Genomic DNA, 17120 nt, shown 5'->3' with positions numbered 1-17120 from the left:
ACAGGCCGCCGGCCGGCACCACGGGTCCGATGCGCCTCCTTCGGGACGCAGACCGGACCCGGCCTTGGCGCCTCGTGTGGCGAGATGCACGAGGGCATGCCCAGCCTGGGCACCGATGCGCCTTTTTCCTATTACGTCGTCCCTGCGCCAGAGCGCGAAAGCCGCTGCGACCTCGGCAGCGACGACTGCGCCATCGACGATTTCGGCACCGGGCACAGCTCGCTGGTAAGCGTCGCGGCAAGGCCGTGTTGACTACTTGCACCCAATGCGATTCAGGTGCGTGAACCGCATCCATTATTGCGGGCGTCCGTACCCTGAGGGCCGCTACCGTATGGCTCGCGCCATCACGATGACGTCACCAGTGAATCTCGGATTGCTTGTGCGATATAGGATGTCGAAGCCCTCCCGCTGCCAGAACGCGAACGCACGCGGATTCGTGGAAATCACAGCCAGCCGAATCATCGTGCAACCCCAGCCTCGCGTCATCTCCTCAATCAAACGCAATGCGGTCCGTCCGTAACCCCGACTCTGATGTGCTTCAGAGAAGATCAGCAATCCGATGAATGCACAGTCGCTGGTCGGATAGGCTCGAATCACATCGGCGCAACCCACCATGTCTGTACCAACACAAAGTCCAATCGTGAATTTGTCGGCTGCTTCCTTCCCCGCGGGCATACTGTTGAAAAAATCATCGACGTCGGCATTCGAAGGCGCGCGCCCCTCGACCAAATGAGAGTACGAAGGGGCCTCCATAAAGACCCGCAAAACCTGCGCTGCATCGCTTGCTGAATCGGGAGTAAGGGTGCGAATGGTGAGCATAAGAGTCTGGGCGTGACTAACCGCTACCAATTCTAAACCGCCAGCCACTATGCGCAGGGGCGGCCGGGGTCTCGCCGTGTGTGATTCCAGTTCGATATTCTTACCCTGCCAACCGGTGGATCCACGAAGGCAAGGTAGCGTCTCGCCGGGATGGCTCCTGGCTGCATTTCCGTTGCCTGCGCAGGCGCATACGGATCGCAAACTGGATCCCGAGCGGCCAATGCATGTCGGTTGACCCACGCCAGCGCTGCAAATCAGATATTCAAATCAGATATTCAAATTTATCAACGCAAAACCCTTTGACCGGCACGCGTCAGCCACCTAGGCTAGTCACACCTGCCGACGAGCAGCATGAAAAATCGCCGGAACGTGACCCGGAGATGTCCGTATTTCCTTTCATGAAGCGGAAATACGGACATCCTTGAATTCACTGCAATTCAGGCATTTTTCACCATTTATCCAGAGACACCTGCTCAGCAACAAAGCTCAAGATCTTGCCTTTGCCGCGCATCCGCGCCGCCTGTTTCCAGGCAGGCCGGAGCACGGACACGGGCTCCTTTTTTCAGGCGGACCCGCTCGCTGCGCCCTGAACGCGCGAGGCATTTCCCCTGGCGTCATCAGCATCCTTGCATTTTTCACCCCGGCATACTCGCGCCGGATCTGTAGTGACGTTAATCGTCATCAAACCTGCAGTCTTAACTGAATGGTGGATCTCATGGAAAAGTCTCAAGTCACTGAGCAAATCAAGAGCTATATCCGCGCTATCGAGTTGCCTGCGCCGGAGGCGCGGCTGCAGTCGGTGTACAACCCGCGCGCGGCGGCGTTCCAGGACGACACCGCGGGCGCTGCCGTCAATGCCGGCAGCCTGGTGTCCTTCGTGTCGGGGCTGACCGCGCAGCACAAGAGCGACGTGCTGAACTCCACCCTGCTGGCGCAGCTTGCCGCCAACAAGAAATTCGACCGCTACAACCAGACGCGCCAGTGGTATGACTTCTATGTCTCGGTGCTGGCACAAGTGGGCTGGGTGGTGCCGGCCTTCGCCTACAGGCAATACACCCCATCCGGCAGCTCGCTGGTGCTATCCGACGCGGTGCTGGCCATCCTGAGCGCCGTGGCCACGGGCAAGGAACTGGAAATCGTGCGCGTCACGCTTGAATCGCTGAAGACCAACCCCGGCAATGAAGGGCCGCTCGTCCTGTTCGACCAGCAAAGCTTCCCGGAAAACCTGGGCACTTTCCAGATCTTCCCGGTCGGCGAAGACGACGGCCAGGTGGTCATGGCGCTGGCGGCGATGGAATTCAAATCGCAGCGGCATGTGACGCGCTTCCTGTGGTTCACCTGGGAAAGCCGATCCGTCCAGCTGTTCCAGAGCGCCCAGAAGGCGGTGCTGAACGAAGACGTCTATGGCCGGGTACGTCAGGAGGTGATCAACAAGCTGGGCGATCGTGCCTCCCAGTACATCAAGGACATCGAGATCTGAAGTGGCCTCCTGACCTGAGCAAGCCGACTCCAGCCACGGCCATCGCGAGAGCGGTGGCCGTATTCCGACGCAAGGATCCCTACCATGCCCTACCCCATTGAAACGCAACGCAACCTGCCAGAGGCCGCGGGTAACGTGGATGCCGGAAACCTGGTGACCTTCGCGCACGATGTCCCGGCGCAAGCCCGGCAGGATCTGCTCAACTCCAACCTGCTGGCCCAACTGGCGGCGGACAAGCAGATCTCGCGCTTCGCGGAAAGCGCCGCGTGGTACAAGCGCTACGGCGACACGCTCAGCAACCTGACCTGGCAGGTCACGCGGATGCGCTTCTCGCGGTATGTGCCGCCGGGCCTGCAGTTCAACCCGCGGGAGATCGTGCTGGCGGAAATGTCCAAGGTGGAGTCCCCACAGAACGTTGGCCTGGTGCGCAACACCATCGATACGCTGAACAGCCTGCCCGATGACGCCAGGGCCCGCGAGGTGCTCCAGCGGTTCAGCAGCACGGATCACGAGCTGAACCTGCAGGTCAGCTTTGGCGACGGCGGATCGGCCGTCGACATCGTGTGCGTGATCTTCGCCACGGAGGAAGATATCGTGGATCCGCTCGTGCAGGAGTTCGACGTCGCCGCGTTGAAGAGCGAGATCCGCATTGCGCTGCTGTCGGGGGTGATCAACGAACGGCTCTACCCGGCGATCAGGCAGAGTGTGATCGACAAGCTGGGGGACAAGCGGGGGGAATTCATTGTGGCGGTTGAGTCGGGAAACGCCAACAGTCTTGTTGCGTAGCTGTATGCGTGGACGGCGTCGGTCTGCTGTGTCCACCCCGAAAGGCTGTATTCGACCTGGCTCGTGAAGTGCAGTTTTCTGGGGCCTCGTAGCTGCTGATGCAGATCTGCGTGAAAGGGGTTCTTTTGGGGCTTCTAGCTGCTGGCGCGGCTGTAAGCCCCAAAAAACTACCCCCTTACGCCCCACCAACGCCGCCCCCTGATTAAAGACCCTTTCCTAACACGGCTTAGCCCGCCAGCTTCCGGAAGGTCTCCAGCACGGCATCGCCCTTGAACGGCTTGACGATCCAGCCCTTGACGCCGGCCGCCCTGCCCCGGTCCTTCATGGCCGGGCTGCTTTCCGTCGTCAGCATGACGATGTTGACGGTCTTGTTCGCGAGCTCTCCGCGAATTTTCTCGACCATGGTCAGGCCGTCCATATTGGGCATATTGACATCGCTGATGACCAGCCGGATGCCGGCATTCGCCTTCATCTTGGCCAGACCGTCCTTGCCGTCCACGGCGGTGTCCACGTCCAGGCCGTTCTTCCTCAGGAAGCCCGCCACTTCATCACGCACGGTGCCCGAGTCATCCACAACAAGAATCTTTGCCACTTTTCTTCCCCTGTTTTTTTGGTCAGAACAGCTCCAGCTCCCCGCCGCTCTCCTCGACAGCTTCTGTGTCTGCAACGAAGTCGAGCGGCGCACTCGTAAACACGCATACCGTTGCGCCGAGCTGCACGGATGCGTTGATCGAGACGGTGTACGAAGCGCGATAGTCCGGCTTCAAATCCTCAAGGTGCGAAACGCAGTGCGCGCTCAGCACATACGGCGTCGACATCCCCAGGTCGGGGAAATGCCGCAGCAAATCCTGGTTGACGGCCCCGCAGCAAAGATTGCCGGTTTCCACGAAGGCCTCCCGCAACGCGCCCTGCGCGCCATCCCGCATGAAATACGCACGCGTGGCTTCGTCATCCTCGAAATGCAGCACCAGCAGCAAGCGGAAGACCACGGACGAGATGGTGAGGACGACGACTTCGGCATCCGCCGCATCGCTCTCCCACACATGCCGGGCCGGTGAAACAACGCAGGCGTCGTCCGCCTGCACGGTCAGCCGGGACTGCGCCGCCCGGAAAAAGATGCGTTCGAAACTGTCCTGCGCGCGAGAACTGATCACGTCGATGCCCGATGTCTGGTTTGCCCGAGGTTTGCCCGAGGTTTGCCCAATTGCCGATTGCCGATTGCTCAATGCAGCTGCGCCTGGAACTGGTTGGCAAGCGCCTCGACGCTGCTAAGCGACGCGGTGATCATCTTGCCGCCCGCCTGGATATCCTGGAACGTGGCCGTCGTCGTCAGGTCGTTCTTGTGCAGGCTGTCGCTATAGCTCTTCGACAATGCCTCCGACCGCGCGGCGAGCGTCCTGACCTCCCCCGCCACCACCGCAAAGCCGCGCCCGACCGTGCCCGCGCGAGCCGCCTCGATCGACGCATTGAGGGAGACGATCACCACATGCCTGACGATGGAAGCCAGCTCCTGGTTCTGCACATGCATGGTCTGGTTGCGCTCCATCAGCGAGATCATCTGCTCATGCCAGCGCTCGAACGTGGATGCCAGACCCCGCAGCCGCGCCGCTTCGCCGGCGATCATCCTGGCCTGGCCGGCCCATTGGTCCCGTTCCGCCCGCGCCGCCTTGAGCGCCGCGCGAGCATCGTCGGCGGCCTCCGACTGTTTTGCCGCATCGCCGCGCAGCTGCTGGATTACCGCTTCCAGCGCGCGCTTTTCCTGCTCGCCCTGCTCGAGGCGCTCGGTCTGGCCTGCATTGACCTTGCCGAGCGCCTCGAGCCGGGCCTCCATGTCGGATCGCAGCAAGGCCATCGCCTTCGCGCTGTAAGACCTGTGCGCCAGCCGCGCCAGCGCGGCGGTCACGGCGCCGCCGGCGAGGGCCGCTACGAGATACTGCCCAATCTGTCCCATCTGTCCCATCGCAAACAATCCTTCTTGATCCGCATCAGATATTGGTCATGGCTGGCGCTTCGGCCTGCATGCCCACGCTGTCCACGGCCAACGAGTCCGGCAGGCAGACGATGGTCTGGAACTGGCGGAATTCCGCGCCCTTGCGATCGTCGGTAAAGCGCAGCGCGATGCTGCCGTTCTCGCGCATCAGGAACGCGTGCACGGCGTCCATGCCCACCCCGCGCCCCGACACCGCCGTGACGGTTTCCGCAGTCGAGAAGCCGGGACGGAAGATAAGCTGCGCGATTTCCTCGTCGGCAAGCACGTCGCCGACGCCGATCCATCCCCGCTCGACGGCGATGTCCCGGATCCGGCCAAGGGCCAGGCCGCGGCCGTCATCGCTGAGGGTGATCTGCAGCGAGCCCTGGTCGACACCGACTTCGATATCGATGTTGCCGGCGCCCGGCTTGCCCTGTGCGTTGCGCACCTCGGCGTGTTCGATGCCGTGATCCATGGCATTGCGCAACAGGTGCGTGAACACGTTCTCCAGTACGGCAACGGCCTCATCGCGCAGGCGATAGCCGTTGTCGTCGATGCGCACGACAGGCGTTGCCTTGCCCAGTTCGCTCGCCAGCGAAGGCAGCGACGCCAGCACACCGGAAAGCGCCTCGCCGAAGCTCTCGGTGCCGAGCAGGCTCAGCGTCTGGCGCACCGCGTCGCGCATCGACACCAGGTCGTGCAGATTGGCGGGATTCGCCGCTTCGAGCAGCCGCAGGCTTTCGCGGATCTTTTCCTTGCCGGCCATCATCAGCGCTGCCGCGCCGGCGCCATGGCCGGGGCCCTTGCGGCCAAGGCTGACCTCGTTGATGCTGGCGTAGCGCTCGATCGCCTCCCGCACGCGCGCCAGTTCCTCCATCAGGCCGGCCTGGTCCCAGGCACGGCTATCGTCATCCGACTGGCGCAGCGAGGCATAGCGCTGCTCCGTCTCGTGCACCACGTTGGTCAGGTGCTGCAGGTTGTAGGTGCGCGCATTGCCCTTGATGGTGTGCATATTGCGGAACAGCGCGGCAACGGCAGCGCTATCCGCCTCCGAGTACTGGCGGATGATGCGCTCGTTCTCATGGACAAAGCCGGTCGAACTCTCGATGAACTTGTGGAACTTCTCCTGGCTGACCGCCAGGATTTCCCCGATGATCTCCAGGCTGCGCCTTTGCTCGCTGGCTTCCGCCGCCAGCTGGCGCAGCTGGGTCACGTCGCGCACGCACAGCATCAGCCGCGTCACGGTGTCGTTGTCGTCGGTGATGGCCGACCAGCTCAGGTCGAGCACCTTCAAACGGCCGTCCGGCATGCGCCTGGACACCTCGCCGGCCAGCAGATGCTGGTTGAACACGAAGTTCATCGCATCCTGCCCCAGGCAGGCCCCGACGGCGGCTTCGATCTGCGACAGGCTGTCCGCGCCCAGATCCGTGTCCGCGAAGACCAGCTCCATGAAATCGCGCCCCGCGATATCGGTGGTCTCGAAGATCTCCTCCAGGTACACCGAGTATTCCGGATGCACCACCGCGCCTTCGACCACGGTCAGGATGCCCTGCTGCATGTTCTGCAGGATCGCCTGGATATCGGCCGTCTTCTGGCGCAGCAGCGCGGCGTTCTCCTGGATCTTCTCGATCATCTGGTTGAACGCCACGATGGAATGGCCGATCTCGTCCATCCGCCCCACCGGCACGCGGCGCGTGAAATCCTGGCTGGCGGCAATCTCGCTCATCATCGCCTGCATGCGCGTCAGCGGACGGGTGATCTGCCGGTACAGCAGCGCGCCGACGATCGTCAGCACGATGACGGCGATGCCGCTGACCACGCCGATGGCGGTGGTCGTCGTCGCCAGCTTGCCGTTCAGGCCGGTGATGGCCTGGTCCTTCTCCCGGTTCTTCTCGACGCGCAGCGTCTCGACGATCTTCTCCATCTCGTCGCGATACCGGGCCACATTGGCAAACAGGAAGGCTTGCGCAATATCGTTGCGGCCGGCGGCCTTCATCTCCGCCGTTTCATGGATCGCCCCGAAATAGTTCTCCAGGCTCTCCCCGGCCTGCGTCAGCAAGCCCTTCTGCGCATGGCTGTTCGCGCTCTTCGACTGACGCGCCAGCGCCTCGCGCAGGGCCGCCTCCCTGGCCTTCAGTTCCTCCTGGGCCTGCGTCACCAGATTGCCATCCGGCGCGTACACCAGCGCCATCGTCGCCAGCTGCACATCCTTGACCAGCGACACCACGTCGGCCGAAGCCAGCGCGCTGGGCACCACGCCCTCCGTCACCTCCCTGACCTCCGATGCACCGGCCCGGGTCTGGTAGACGGCATAACCGCCAATCGCCAGCAAGGCCACGAACATCAGGACAACCAATAGCGTAATGCGATGACGGATGGTCATTGATCCAAGCCCCTGTCAGCAAGTATTTCAAGCCCCGGAATAGGGGAAAAATTGCCCGTTTTAAACGGAACGAGTAGTGGTGCGACAGGATTATTGCGGCACGAGTGTGACTGCGAGATGACGCAAGCGTGCGTGGGCCAAAATGTGTGCCGCCCCTCGAAAGAGGGGTTCATAAGTGCTCAACTGTTCTGTTTTGCCTGTTCTTCTCGCAGTTTCTCCGCGTTGAATCGGCTGGCGCTTACGGTGGCCGCAAGGTACTGACATGCCGCTGTCACCTCTGGCCGCTAGCCTCTGCGCCACCCTTGGGGAGGGCGAGCGATGGAAAGTCTGGTTGGGTTGCTGGAGAAAACGGAGGCAGGCCGCGCGGCACTCGGACAGCGCGCCGGGACCCTCTGCCGGCGCAGCCGCGCGCTGCTGATCATGGTGGATGGCCGGACCAGCGTGCAGGACATGGTCAGCCGGGCCGGGCAACTGGGGCTGGATGCAAGTGCGGTCACGCAACTGCTGGAAGACGGACTGATCAAGGTCGCCGCCGGACACATGGACGCGACGCATCGCAAGCCAGCCGGGGACGCGCAGCTTGATTCACCGGCGCCCGCCGATGCCACGCGGAAGCGCTCGCTCGCGGCGGCCAGGATGTACCTGATGGATGTGATGGCGCGCACGTTCGGCACGGCGGATCATCCGATTCGGGCGCGGCTGGTGGAAGCGACGGACCGGGCTGCTGTTGAAGCGGCGTTTGAAGAATTCCTTGTGGTGCTGGGGGATATGGCCAGTCCGTCGCTGGTGGCGCATATCGAGGGAGCGTTCCGGGAACTGCTGCCGTTGGGGTGAGTGGATTTTGCCCTGGCTGGGTGGTTTCCCGATTGTCTCCCCTCTCCCGCCCTGCGGGAGAGGGCGAGCGAGGGAAGAAGACATAGCGATCTCATCCGAAAGTCGAGCCGCGAACCGGCGGCCATTCGTCTGTGACTTTGCGGGTTCCCACGCCCGATTACCCTTGATTGCAGTGACTGGAGGATAGTCGGCTACCCGGTTGGCGATGTCAATTCGGGGCCAGACGGTGCCGTGCTCCAATCGTGCGCCCGATTCTCGCCATTGAGTCTTGCGCCCGACTGCTCCCCTTCATTGACGGTGAAAGAAATGAAGAGGAGCATTGCCGCCGACATAGGAGCGAACGTCTCCGCTCGGCCACAGGCGTTGAAATAAGGTCTGGTGCACAGAATGAAAAGCGATATCTCCAACGTCGACACCCTGCGGCGCGCACTCTCCGAACTCGGCACGGACGCCATCAATCACCACGGCCGTCCGCTAACCGAGCATCTCGTCGGCACCTACGAACTACTCCGCGCCTGGGGCAATCCCGACTTTATCTCGCTGGCCGGCGGCTTCCATAGCATCTACGGTACAGAAGAATTCGCCACCAAAGCGCTACCTCTTTCCAGCCGCGGCACGATTTTCGCCCTGCTGGGAACGCAGGCTGAAAACCTGGCCTACCTCTTCGGCATTGCCGACCGGAGAAGGCTCTACCACGTCCCGATCTCCAGCCCGTTTCATGTTGTCATCCCGGCGAGTGGGCACCAGATCGCTATCAAAGGCGAAACCTACGCGGCGCTGCTGGAGATCGAAGCGGCGAATATTGTCGAGCAGGCGGCCAACCAGAAGGGGGTTCCCCAGAGCGTGGTTCAATTCTGGCTGGATGCCTTTGAATCGCGGCGGGCATTTCTCTCCGATGGCGCGGTGGCAGCCTATCGCGCCGCGCTGGCTGGCTAACGCGCAGGACAGGATCATGGCAATCAAGGCGGTATTCTTCGATGTTGGCGAGACCCTGGTCGACGAAAGCCGAGACTGGGGCGCTTGGGCCGACTACCTGGGCGTTTCAAGGCTTTGTTTCTTCGCCGCGCTCGGCGCCGTCATCGAGCGCGGCCATCATCATCGCTCCGTGTTCGAACTGCTCCGGCCGGGCGTGGATTTCGCGACTCTGCGCCATGAGCGGGATGCGACCGGAGACCGATACTCGGTCACGCCACAGGATCTTTACCCCGACGTTCTTCCCTGCCTGCATCTTTTGCGCGAAGCCGGGATTCTGATTGGCATCGCGGGCAATCAGCCGATCGAGGTGGAAGGCGCCTTGCGCTCCCTCGGCGTGCCGGCTGACATCATCGCCTCGTCGGCTTCGTGGGGTGTGGAAAAGCCCGACGCTGCTTTCTTTGAGCGCGTGATTGCCTCCACGAACGGCCTTGCGCCGAACGAGATTGCCTACGTCGGAGACAGGCTCGACAACGATGTTGAGCCGGCCCGAAAGGCTGGGATGGCTGCGGTGTTTTTGGTCCGTGGGCCTTGGGCGGCGATTCAGTCCAGCCAGGGACACTTTCCGACCCCGCCGCATACCATCGCTGACCTTTCCTCTCTCCCTGAACTTCTGAGTCGCTTGTGACGGAGCCATGATGCTTTTCATGGCACGGAAGCTGCTGCTTGACTGGTCCGTTCTAGAATCATGAATACATGCAGACTTCGAATCTCAGGAGACAAACCTATGCTGAAAGTCTGGGGCCGCCGCAGCTCCTTCAATGTACAAAAAGTCCTGTGGCTGATCGGCGAACTCAACCTCCCCCACCAGCATATCCCCGCCGGGGGCAGCTTCGGTGTCAACGGAACGCCTGAATTCCTGGCAATGAACCCGCATGGCAAAGTCCCCGTCATCGACGACAACGGCACTGTCATCTGGGAATCCCACAGCATCCTCAGATACCTCGCCGCCACCTACGGCAGCCCGGGCTTCTGGGTTGAAGATGCAGGCCAGCGCTCCAACGCGGACCGCTGGATGGACTGGTCCCAGACCACCCTGCAGCCAGCCTTCCTGACCGGTGTGTTCTGGGGCTTCTATCGAACGCCCCCGGCCTTGCGGGACTGGAGCCGCCTCAACAAGAGCATCGAACAGTGCGCGCAGCACTTCCAGCTTCTGGACCGCGTTCTTTCGGACCGTCCATTCCTCGCCGGCGACAGCCTGACGCTGGCGGACATCCCCGCCGGGACCAACCTCTATCGATACTTCGAACTGGAAATCGAACGCCCCGACCTGCCCAATGTGCAGGCGTGGTACGAGCGGCTCAGGCAACGTCCGGCCTATCGCCAGCACGTGATGGTTCCGTTCGACGAGTTGCGTGGGCGGCTGGACTATTGAGCCAACCAAGCCAGCTCGAGGCGGCGGGCGACACCGATGTATAGCGAGACACAATACGGTAGAAAACTACCTGATAACGGAGCGGGACTCTCGCGAAAGGACGCCGAGCTGGTGATCGACCAGATGCTGGACCTGGCAACGGACGCGGCCTTCAGGAAAGTCGCCAAAGGGCTCGCTGAGCATTGGCGCAACGATTGAGGCTAACCGGAAGCGCCTGGCCAAGGTGTGGATACCCATTCAGACAGCGGGGCTCCCAGGACACCACCAAACGTCCCCGGCAAGCCCCTGCACGCTCTACACATCGAAGGAAGCGTCGCTCAGGAAATCGTCAGAGCGCGCTCTGCATGGCAGTCCGCAATCTCAGACGCTACCCGTGATTCCGCCGTGCTCAACCCGCACCCGCTGGCCTACCCCGACATCGGGCTGCTGATGGTAGGTGACCACCCGGCTGGAGCCATCTTCCATGCGGACACGCACCTGGTAGTCGGTGTCGCTGCGCACACGCTGCTCCACCATATTGCCCGCGACCCCGCCGCCAAGCGCGCCCAGGACGGTTGCCACGGTCCGGCCCCTGCCCCCGCCGATCTGGTGCCCGAGCAGGCCGCCAGCCACCGCGCCGCCCACCGCGCCCAGCCCGCTGGCCTGGCCTGGCTGGGTAACCGGCGTGATGGATTCGACCGTGCCGACATTGCCGTTGAAGGCGACATGCTGTTGCCAGTCGGGCGAGTAGGCACGCTCGACATGGGTGATATGAGAGACCGTATGGATGCGCGGCCGGACGACGGCCGGTGCTGCCGCTTGGGTCGTGCTGTAAGCGGGCGCCGTAGTGGCTGCCATCTGGGTGGGGACGGCCCGCTGCGCCAGAGGTGTCGCGTCGCTGCCGTGAACCGCGGGCAGCATGCCCGTCATCGCGGCCACGCCGACGAGGCTGGCGACGATCACCGCACCTGCCGCGGTGGCAATCAGCGGATGCAGGCGATTCGATTGCTGGCTCGTGTTTTCCATCTCGATCTCCGTGAAGATGCCGCGCTTGGTCTGCGAATTACAGTTTTCTAAAAAGCGGAGAGACCCAGCTTGCCTGTCGGCCAACCAGCCTCTCCGCAAGGCTCCCGCGCTCGAGCGTTGTCGCCATGGCCTGCGGCCGAGCAACTTGCCCTCCCGTCCGTCATGCGGGAGCCGCTTATGGATCGTTTCTTATTGCTTATTGCTTATTGCTTGCTGGCCTTGTCGACGTTTGCATTGGCCGTGGCCTTAGCCGAGACGGCCGGCGCATCGGCCTTGGCCTGCGCCTTGTTCGCGTCATTGCTTGCCTCGACTTTCGTCTTGCTGGCCGTTGCGTGCGCGACGTGCTTTTCCTTTGCCTTCACATGCGCCTTGGCCGGCTTGCCGTGCGCATCCTTGGCCGGCATTGCCTTCCCACTGGCTGCCGGTGCCGCGGCAGCTGCCTTGCCGGCATCCGCCGGTGCGCCCATCTTGTCCTTGTCGGCCTTTACCTGGCTTTTGGCCGCCTCGGCTTGCGGATGCGCAGCGGAAGCGGGGGCACCGGTCTGGGCGAATACGGTCGTGACGAGTGCAGCGGAAGCGAGAGCAACGAAGAGCTTTTTCATGACTGGGACTCCATAAGATTCTTGAGATCATCGGCTCGGCAATACGCCGCGCTTACATGCAAAAACGGGCGCCTCGCAGCGCCCGTTGACCCTCAACTCGTGACAATCCGTAAGTTCTGCAACCGGCAAACGAACATTGTCGACCGCTGTCGCCGCGCTGCCCGACGCGCCAGCACGGATTGCGCCGGCTCGCCGACCGGTTGCTGGTAGACCGAAAGCGCCTTCGCGCCCTCTGTGTTGATCGGCAGAACACGCGAGCCGGCGTCGAGTCCGGCGGACCGGGACAGTGCCGCGCCGCTACGCGACAGGGAAGCGCTCGAACAACCCGTCCCGCATCCATCGCCACGCGCGTGGGCGGGTCGATGGCAAGCGGGGACAATCCTGTCATCCGCTACGGCAGTTGTTTGCCTCGGAGGGTAGGCGCTTGCCGATGCGGATTGCCGGCGCGCCTTTGGTGCCGACCTTCGGCGCGCGCCCGCCCCTTGTCGCGTCCTGCTGCATTGAGGCCGTTGCGATCGGGCATGCGATTGTCGGGATGGTCGCCGAAATCGTATCCGATCCGGACTTCTTCGCCCATGCCGCCGCGAACATACTGCGCGTGCGCGGCTACCGAGGTAGCGGCCAGGATGGCGCTTGCCATGAGGGGGAACAAGCGGATCCTGTTCATACGATTCTCCTGCGTTCCATGTTGTTCGAAATAGAGGGTAGAGACGAATGGAGAGCCCCGAAGGCACAGATCCCGCTCGTGACGAGCCCGCCCCCGCATGCCGCAGGTTTGGGGCTCGGCGAGCATAGTTGGAGCGGGCCACTTGCGTTGTAAGTATTTGTAATGCCCGCCAGGTGCGTAAGGGGAATCAACGCGGGGCACCGCGCGGCTCCCTTTGCCTTCCCGTCAACAGTCTGAATCGGAATGTCGGCTTCATCGCACTGCGGATCCGGCGATGCGCCCCGCTCCTGAGCCGCAGCTCATACCGCCTACAATATTGTCCATGAGCAAGCGGCCCCGGACAGCATCATGCTCATGCATCCGCTCGGCGGCTTGCGGGGCCATTCACAGGAACAACCTTCGTGCAAAATCAGAAGCGCATATTGGCTGCCTTGTTCGCGTTGACGCTCTGCCCGCTGGCCAGGGCCGACGTCCACGAGGCAGCGCATGACGTCAAGGAAGCCACCGTGCATGCCGCCAAAAGAACCGGTGAACTGGCACGGGACGCGGGTCACGGCATCGGCCAGGCCGCCAAGGCCGTGGCCCACGATGTAGCAAGCAAGGCACGCGAGGGCTATTACGCTACCAAGCGCGCTGTACATAAAGAGTCACAATAGTCAGCCGCGGTCGCCTGCCAGCCCCTTGCCCGGGTTGATCAGGAACTTCTCCCCTGTCGCGCGCTTGTTGTAGATGGCGATCACGTCAGGATCCAGCGCCTCGGCCAGCGATATCTCCTGCGAATAGTGGCTGGCGAACGTCGTCTTCAACTCCGCGACCACACGCTGCTTGAGCACGTTCGCCGACTCGGCCCCGATCTTCTGCAAGAAGGAAAACAGCAGCCAGCCGCCCATTCCCCAGGCCATGCCGAAGTTGCGGCTGAACTCGGTCGAGGACGTGTCCAGCCCCCCGTAGAGGTAGACCTGCTTGTGCGTGGTCGAGCCATAGCGGCTGTACTCGCCGCCTTTCCTGCTCAGCGCCGCCTCCATGCAGGACAGGATCTGTCCTGCCAGCTTGCCGCCGCCGGTGGCGTCGAAGGCGATCGTCGCGCCGGTGGCGGCGACGGCCTCGGTGAGATCCTGCATGAACGTGGGCGAGGCCGCGTTGCATACGTGGATGGCACCCTGTGCCTTGAGCAGGTCCGCCTGCTCCTGCTTGCGCACGATGTTCACCAGGCCGATGCCATCCTTGAGGCAGATCTTGTTGAGCATCTGGCCCAGGTTGGACGCCGCGGCGGTGTGCACCAGGGCGGTATGTCCCTCGCGGCGCATGGTTTCGACCATGCCCAGCGCGGTGAGCGGATTGACGAATGACGAGGCGCCTTCGGCAGGCGTGGCGCCGTCCGGCAGGGCCAGGCACTGGTCCACCGGGAGGCACCGGTATTGCGAGTACATCGCGCCGCCGATCACCGCCACCGTCTTGCCCAGCAGCGCCTGCGCCGCCGCGGACGCGCCGGCCTCGACCACCACGCCGGCGCCTTCGTTGCCGACCGGCATGGATACGTCCAGCCGGCCCGCCATGCTCTTCATCGCGCCGTCGGGAACGCGTGCGGTGACCACAGGACGTTCGGCCGTCCCGCTGCCCTTCGCCGTGCTCATGTCGGCGGCGCCGAACAGCAGCCCGAGGTCGGACGGGTTGAGCGGAGCGGCTTCGATGCGAACGAGCACTTCGTTGGCGCCCGGCCGGGGAACATCGACGCTGGCGAGCGACAGTTCCAGTTCGCCGCTGCGCTTGATCAGCGAACGAAGTTGCAGTGCAGTGCGTGTGCTGTCGATGCTCATTTGGGTCTCCTGGGTCGTTTGGCATGCGGCGGGCCGGTGGCACCGGCGCCGCGGGATCTGGCCGGCAAGGGACAAGCGCGGCCTGCCAGCAGCGAGCAATGTAGCAAGTTCCGGCGGAACGCGCTGGCGGCGGAAATGCGAGGATCCCACCCGCCCCGCTTGCTCTGCTGTTCCAGCCTGAAGCGCACAGGCAGGCTGCGGCATCCGCAAGGTTGCGGGCTTGACCTAGACTCAGACCATGAGCGCCGGGGACCCGCATGAAGAATCCAGTATCGACCGACGAGATGGCCAGCAGGTTTGACGTGCATCCCGACGTGCTCAAGCTCGGTCTGGTCAGTTTCCTGACCGATCTCAGTTCCGAGATGATCTTCTCCGTGTTCGCCATCTTCTTCATGACGATTGCCGGGGCATCTGCCGCCTTGCTCGGCATGATCGAAGGACTGGCCGATCTATCCGCCTCCTCGCTGAATTACTTCGCCGGCTGGCTGTCGGACCGCAGCGGCAGGCGCAAGGTCTTTGCCCTGGCCGGATATGGCTTCTCCACGCTGGCCAAGGTCATCCTGCTAGCCGCCACCACGATCGCCGGGCTCGGTGTCTTCCGTGTCGTCGAGCGGCTGGGCAAGGGCCTCCGGGGACCACCGCGCGACGCGTGGTTGTCGGCGCTGGCCGACCAGGAACGCAGGGGCTATTCGTTTGGCGTACACAAGGCGCTGGACAAGGCAGGCGCGGTCGCCGGTCCCCTCGCGGCTTATGCCCTGCTCTCGTGGCTTGGCGAGGGCGCCCGGACGTTCCGGATACTCTTCTGGATCGCGCTCGTTCCCGCCCTGCTGAGCATCGTGGTCTTGTGCTTCATCACGGACCAGCCGGGGGTCCGGCACGGGCGCGAGAACATGCTCGATACGTGGGAAACCCTCAGCCCGGATTTCAAGCGCTACCTGGTCCCGGCGGGCATTTTTTCGCTCGCCTATTTCAGCTTTGGCTTTCTGCTGCTGCGGGCGCACGGCACCGGTTTTTCCGTCAAGGACATCGTGCTGCTTTACGCCTTGTTCAATCTCTCCTTCGTGGTGGCTTCGCCGCTGATAGGCCGGCTCGGCGACAGCGTGGGACGCGCGCGCATCATCATGCTGGGCTACCTGATCTATCTGTTGATGAGCCTTGGATTCGCGTTCGCGACCCGGCAATGGCAGACCATGGTCCTGTTCGTGCTCTACGGTGTGTTCTTTGCCATCGACGAGGCCCAGAGCAAGGCGTTCATCGCGGATATCGAACTGGAGCGGCGCGCCTCCGCGATCGGGCTCTACAACTTCGTGACCGGCCTGCTCTACCTGCCTGCGTCGCTGATCGCCGGGGCGCTGTGGCGGCTGCACCCGGCCAGCGCTTTCCTCGCCGCTGCGTGCCTGGCCCTGACTGCGCTGATCGCGTTCGCATTCCTGCGACCGGGCCAGCGGCATCGCGCCGGCACGCTTCCCCCGGCCGGTTGAATGGACGGGCGCGAGGAAGTCCACCGCTCCCGCCGCGCGTTCGCTCCCTTGATACCCTAGGGAACTCGACCTCCAGATCGCTGGCTGATCGAATCGGCTCGCGCTGGGCGCCTTCCGCATTGAGATCCCGAACGCAGGCTTACCGGACCGGCGAGCACGCCATCGCTGGCTGGTCCCCTCCGCCTCGCTTCCCTCAACCTGCCGCAGGCGTTTCGAAGCCGGTCGCGATCTCGTCGATATCATCATCGACTTCACCGGCGCCCTCTGCCTGGAGCGCAACGTCCGCTCGCTGGCGGACGGCGGACGCTTGATCCAGGTCGGCATAATGGGCGCCCGCAAGCCGTCCGCGCCTTTCTCAAAACTGAGCCGAGTACTGCAGCAGCAGGAAATTGATGCCAGGGTTGGGCCGCTTGATCCTGCCGTTGGAGTAATGCTGCAGGCGCAGCGCAAGCTCGGAGCCGGCGGCATCGCCGAAGTGATAGCCGACGCCCAGCCGGTCGCCGAACTGGAACGCCGTGGAGAAGACGGTCGAATCCGAGATCCGCGTGCGCGAGAGCAGGTGGGCGCCCACGCCAAGGTCTGTGAAGAAGCCTGTGCGGCCTGCGCCCTGCAGGCGGAGCACGGGCGTCAGACCGATGTCGCCCATCACGCCGCTGCTGCCGCCGTGCGGATCCCAGGCGCCGACGGAGGCTTCCAGGCCCAGGCGCAGCCGTAACCACCCGGATACGGGCGACCAGAGATCCTGCTTCAGGTCCCAGCGGACCTCGAAGCGGGCAAGGGAGGCTTCAGGGGCTGCGCCAAGGGAGATGCCGGCGCGAGGCGGCTCGAACCAGCCCGCGCCGGCGACGGGCGGCCCCGCCTGGGCCAGGGCGCTGCCGCCGCAGAGCATGAGGATGGCGGCAAAGCGGGAGGTGCGCATTGTGGGATCCT

19 protein-coding genes are annotated in these 17120 nt (G+C 63.4%); 9 read left to right on the top strand and 10 right to left on the bottom strand.

All coding sequences use genetic code 11. The features are described 5' to 3' along the window. Positions 1-84 precede the first annotated feature (84 nt). Complete coding sequence (locus tag AC3FOF_RS00785; RefSeq protein WP_017228573.1) at positions 85-252, top strand: DUF2199 domain-containing protein; 168 nt, start codon at positions 85-87, stop codon at positions 250-252. A 72-nt stretch (positions 253-324) separates the two neighbouring features. On the opposite strand, the gene AC3FOF_RS00780 is transcribed toward AC3FOF_RS00785, so the two are convergent. Then, complete coding sequence (locus tag AC3FOF_RS00780; protein ID WP_276264373.1) at positions 325-819, bottom strand: GNAT family N-acetyltransferase; 495 nt, start codon at positions 817-819, stop codon at positions 325-327. 715 nt (positions 820-1534) lie between these two features. Here AC3FOF_RS00780 and AC3FOF_RS00775 point away from each other — a divergent pair. Together AC3FOF_RS00775 and AC3FOF_RS00770 are read left to right on the top strand one after the other, a co-directional pair. Next, positions 1535-2299: a hypothetical protein gene (locus tag AC3FOF_RS00775; RefSeq protein WP_276264372.1), complete on the top strand. Its 765-nt coding sequence runs from the start codon at positions 1535-1537 to the stop codon at positions 2297-2299. 84 nt (positions 2300-2383) lie between these two features. Further along, positions 2384-3085: a hypothetical protein gene (locus tag AC3FOF_RS00770; protein ID WP_017228570.1), complete on the top strand. Its 702-nt coding sequence runs from the start codon at positions 2384-2386 to the stop codon at positions 3083-3085. Positions 3086-3311: 226 nt separating this feature from the next. On the opposite strand, the gene AC3FOF_RS00765 is transcribed toward AC3FOF_RS00770, so the two are convergent. The 4 genes from AC3FOF_RS00765 to AC3FOF_RS00750 form a co-directional block, all read right to left on the bottom strand. Next, complete coding sequence (locus tag AC3FOF_RS00765; RefSeq protein WP_035813973.1) at positions 3312-3677, bottom strand: response regulator; 366 nt, start codon at positions 3675-3677, stop codon at positions 3312-3314. Between the two features lie 22 nt (positions 3678-3699). After that, positions 3700-4239, bottom strand: a complete 540-nt coding sequence (locus AC3FOF_RS00760) for a hypothetical protein (protein WP_276264370.1) — start codon at positions 4237-4239, stop codon at positions 3700-3702. A gap of 68 nt (positions 4240-4307) precedes the next feature. After that, the gene (locus tag AC3FOF_RS00755; RefSeq protein WP_488725678.1) at positions 4308-5036 is read right to left on the bottom strand and encodes a methyl-accepting chemotaxis protein; all 729 of its coding nucleotides are present in this window, start codon (positions 5034-5036) and stop codon (positions 4308-4310) included. A 34-nt stretch (positions 5037-5070) separates the two neighbouring features. Then, on the bottom strand, positions 5071-7437 hold the full coding sequence (locus tag AC3FOF_RS00750; protein WP_488725526.1) for a HAMP domain-containing protein: 2367 nt from the start codon (positions 7435-7437) through the stop codon (positions 5071-5073). Positions 7438-7755: 318 nt separating this feature from the next. Between AC3FOF_RS00750 and AC3FOF_RS00745 the strand changes: the two genes are divergently transcribed. The 4 genes from AC3FOF_RS00745 (at position 7756) to AC3FOF_RS00730 (ending at position 10618) form a co-directional block, all read left to right on the top strand. After that, a complete protein-coding gene (locus AC3FOF_RS00745; RefSeq protein ID WP_488725525.1) occupies positions 7756-8271 on the top strand; it encodes a hypothetical protein in 516 nt (171 codons plus the stop codon). 387 nt (positions 8272-8658) lie between these two features. Beyond that, entirely contained in the window at positions 8659-9207 is a 549-nt protein-coding gene (locus AC3FOF_RS00740; RefSeq protein ID WP_488725524.1) for a DUF6817 domain-containing protein, read from the top strand. A gap of 16 nt (positions 9208-9223) precedes the next feature. Continuing rightward, positions 9224-9871, top strand: a complete 648-nt coding sequence (locus AC3FOF_RS00735) for an HAD family hydrolase (protein WP_488725523.1) — start codon at positions 9224-9226, stop codon at positions 9869-9871. A 99-nt stretch (positions 9872-9970) separates the two neighbouring features. Then, positions 9971-10618, top strand: coding sequence for a glutathione S-transferase family protein (locus tag AC3FOF_RS00730; protein WP_017228562.1), 648 nt, complete (start codon positions 9971-9973; stop codon positions 10616-10618). A 360-nt stretch (positions 10619-10978) separates the two neighbouring features. On the opposite strand, the gene AC3FOF_RS00725 is transcribed toward AC3FOF_RS00730, so the two are convergent. The 3 genes from AC3FOF_RS00725 to AC3FOF_RS00715 form a co-directional block, all read right to left on the bottom strand. Next, a complete protein-coding gene (locus AC3FOF_RS00725; RefSeq protein WP_276266231.1) occupies positions 10979-11623 on the bottom strand; it encodes a glycine zipper 2TM domain-containing protein in 645 nt (214 codons plus the stop codon). Positions 11624-11826: 203 nt separating this feature from the next. Beyond that, positions 11827-12225, bottom strand: a complete 399-nt coding sequence (locus AC3FOF_RS00720; RefSeq protein WP_017228559.1) for a hypothetical protein — start codon at positions 12223-12225, stop codon at positions 11827-11829. Positions 12226-12616: 391 nt separating this feature from the next. Further along, positions 12617-12892, bottom strand: coding sequence for a hypothetical protein (locus AC3FOF_RS00715; RefSeq protein WP_017228558.1), 276 nt, complete (start codon positions 12890-12892; stop codon positions 12617-12619). 401 nt (positions 12893-13293) lie between these two features. On the opposite strand from AC3FOF_RS00715, the gene AC3FOF_RS00710 reads away from it, so the two are divergent. Then, complete coding sequence (locus AC3FOF_RS00710) at positions 13294-13548, top strand: hypothetical protein (RefSeq protein ID WP_276266229.1); 255 nt, start codon at positions 13294-13296, stop codon at positions 13546-13548. Here the strand turns inward: AC3FOF_RS00710 and AC3FOF_RS00705 are convergent, their stop codons facing one another. Further along, complete coding sequence (locus tag AC3FOF_RS00705) at positions 13549-14709, bottom strand: zinc-binding dehydrogenase (RefSeq protein ID WP_488725522.1); 1161 nt, start codon at positions 14707-14709, stop codon at positions 13549-13551. It lies immediately after the preceding gene. Positions 14710-14966: 257 nt separating this feature from the next. Here AC3FOF_RS00705 and AC3FOF_RS00700 point away from each other — a divergent pair, with 257 nt between their 5' ends. Beyond that, positions 14967-16190 (top strand): MFS transporter, encoded by a 1224-nt coding sequence (locus tag AC3FOF_RS00700; RefSeq protein WP_488725521.1) that lies wholly within the window; start codon positions 14967-14969, stop codon positions 16188-16190. Between the two features lie 355 nt (positions 16191-16545). On the opposite strand, the gene AC3FOF_RS00695 is transcribed toward AC3FOF_RS00700, so the two are convergent. Continuing rightward, positions 16546-17109: an acyloxyacyl hydrolase gene (locus AC3FOF_RS00695; protein WP_017228554.1), complete on the bottom strand. Its 564-nt coding sequence runs from the start codon at positions 17107-17109 to the stop codon at positions 16546-16548. Between the last annotated feature and the right edge of the window lie 11 nt (positions 17110-17120).

The organism is Cupriavidus sp. 96C5-1, assembly GCF_057798855.1.
This window is presented reverse-complemented; position numbering and strand designations above follow the sequence as displayed.

Coding starts and splice junctions, on each gene's coding strand:
- AC3FOF_RS00740 (WP_488725524.1), top strand. CDS start 8,659: ATGAAAAGCGATATCTCCAACGTCGACACCCTGCGGCGCGCACTCTCC.
- AC3FOF_RS00730 (WP_017228562.1), top strand. CDS start 9,971: ATGCTGAAAGTCTGGGGCCGCCGCAGCTCCTTCAATGTACAAAAAGTC.
- AC3FOF_RS00695 (WP_017228554.1), bottom strand. CDS start 17,109: ATGCGCACCTCCCGCTTTGCCGCCATCCTCATGCTCTGCGGCGGCAGC.
- AC3FOF_RS00720 (WP_017228559.1), bottom strand. CDS start 12,225: ATGAAAAAGCTCTTCGTTGCTCTCGCTTCCGCTGCACTCGTCACGACC.
- AC3FOF_RS00755 (WP_488725678.1), bottom strand. CDS start 5,036: ATGGGACAGATTGGGCAGTATCTCGTAGCGGCCCTCGCCGGCGGCGCC.
- AC3FOF_RS00725 (WP_276266231.1), bottom strand. CDS start 11,623: ATGGAAAACACGAGCCAGCAATCGAATCGCCTGCATCCGCTGATTGCC.
- AC3FOF_RS00750 (WP_488725526.1), bottom strand. CDS start 7,437: ATGACCATCCGTCATCGCATTACGCTATTGGTTGTCCTGATGTTCGTG.
- AC3FOF_RS00775 (WP_276264372.1), top strand. CDS start 1,535: ATGGAAAAGTCTCAAGTCACTGAGCAAATCAAGAGCTATATCCGCGCT.
- AC3FOF_RS00745 (WP_488725525.1), top strand. CDS start 7,756: ATGGAAAGTCTGGTTGGGTTGCTGGAGAAAACGGAGGCAGGCCGCGCG.
- AC3FOF_RS00715 (WP_017228558.1), bottom strand. CDS start 12,892: ATGAACAGGATCCGCTTGTTCCCCCTCATGGCAAGCGCCATCCTGGCC.
- AC3FOF_RS00735 (WP_488725523.1), top strand. CDS start 9,224: ATGGCAATCAAGGCGGTATTCTTCGATGTTGGCGAGACCCTGGTCGAC.
- AC3FOF_RS00700 (WP_488725521.1), top strand. CDS start 14,967: ATGAAGAATCCAGTATCGACCGACGAGATGGCCAGCAGGTTTGACGTG.
- AC3FOF_RS00770 (WP_017228570.1), top strand. CDS start 2,384: ATGCCCTACCCCATTGAAACGCAACGCAACCTGCCAGAGGCCGCGGGT.
- AC3FOF_RS00705 (WP_488725522.1), bottom strand. CDS start 14,709: ATGAGCATCGACAGCACACGCACTGCACTGCAACTTCGTTCGCTGATC.
- AC3FOF_RS00780 (WP_276264373.1), bottom strand. CDS start 819: ATGCTCACCATTCGCACCCTTACTCCCGATTCAGCAAGCGATGCAGCG.
- AC3FOF_RS00785 (WP_017228573.1), top strand. CDS start 85: ATGCACGAGGGCATGCCCAGCCTGGGCACCGATGCGCCTTTTTCCTAT.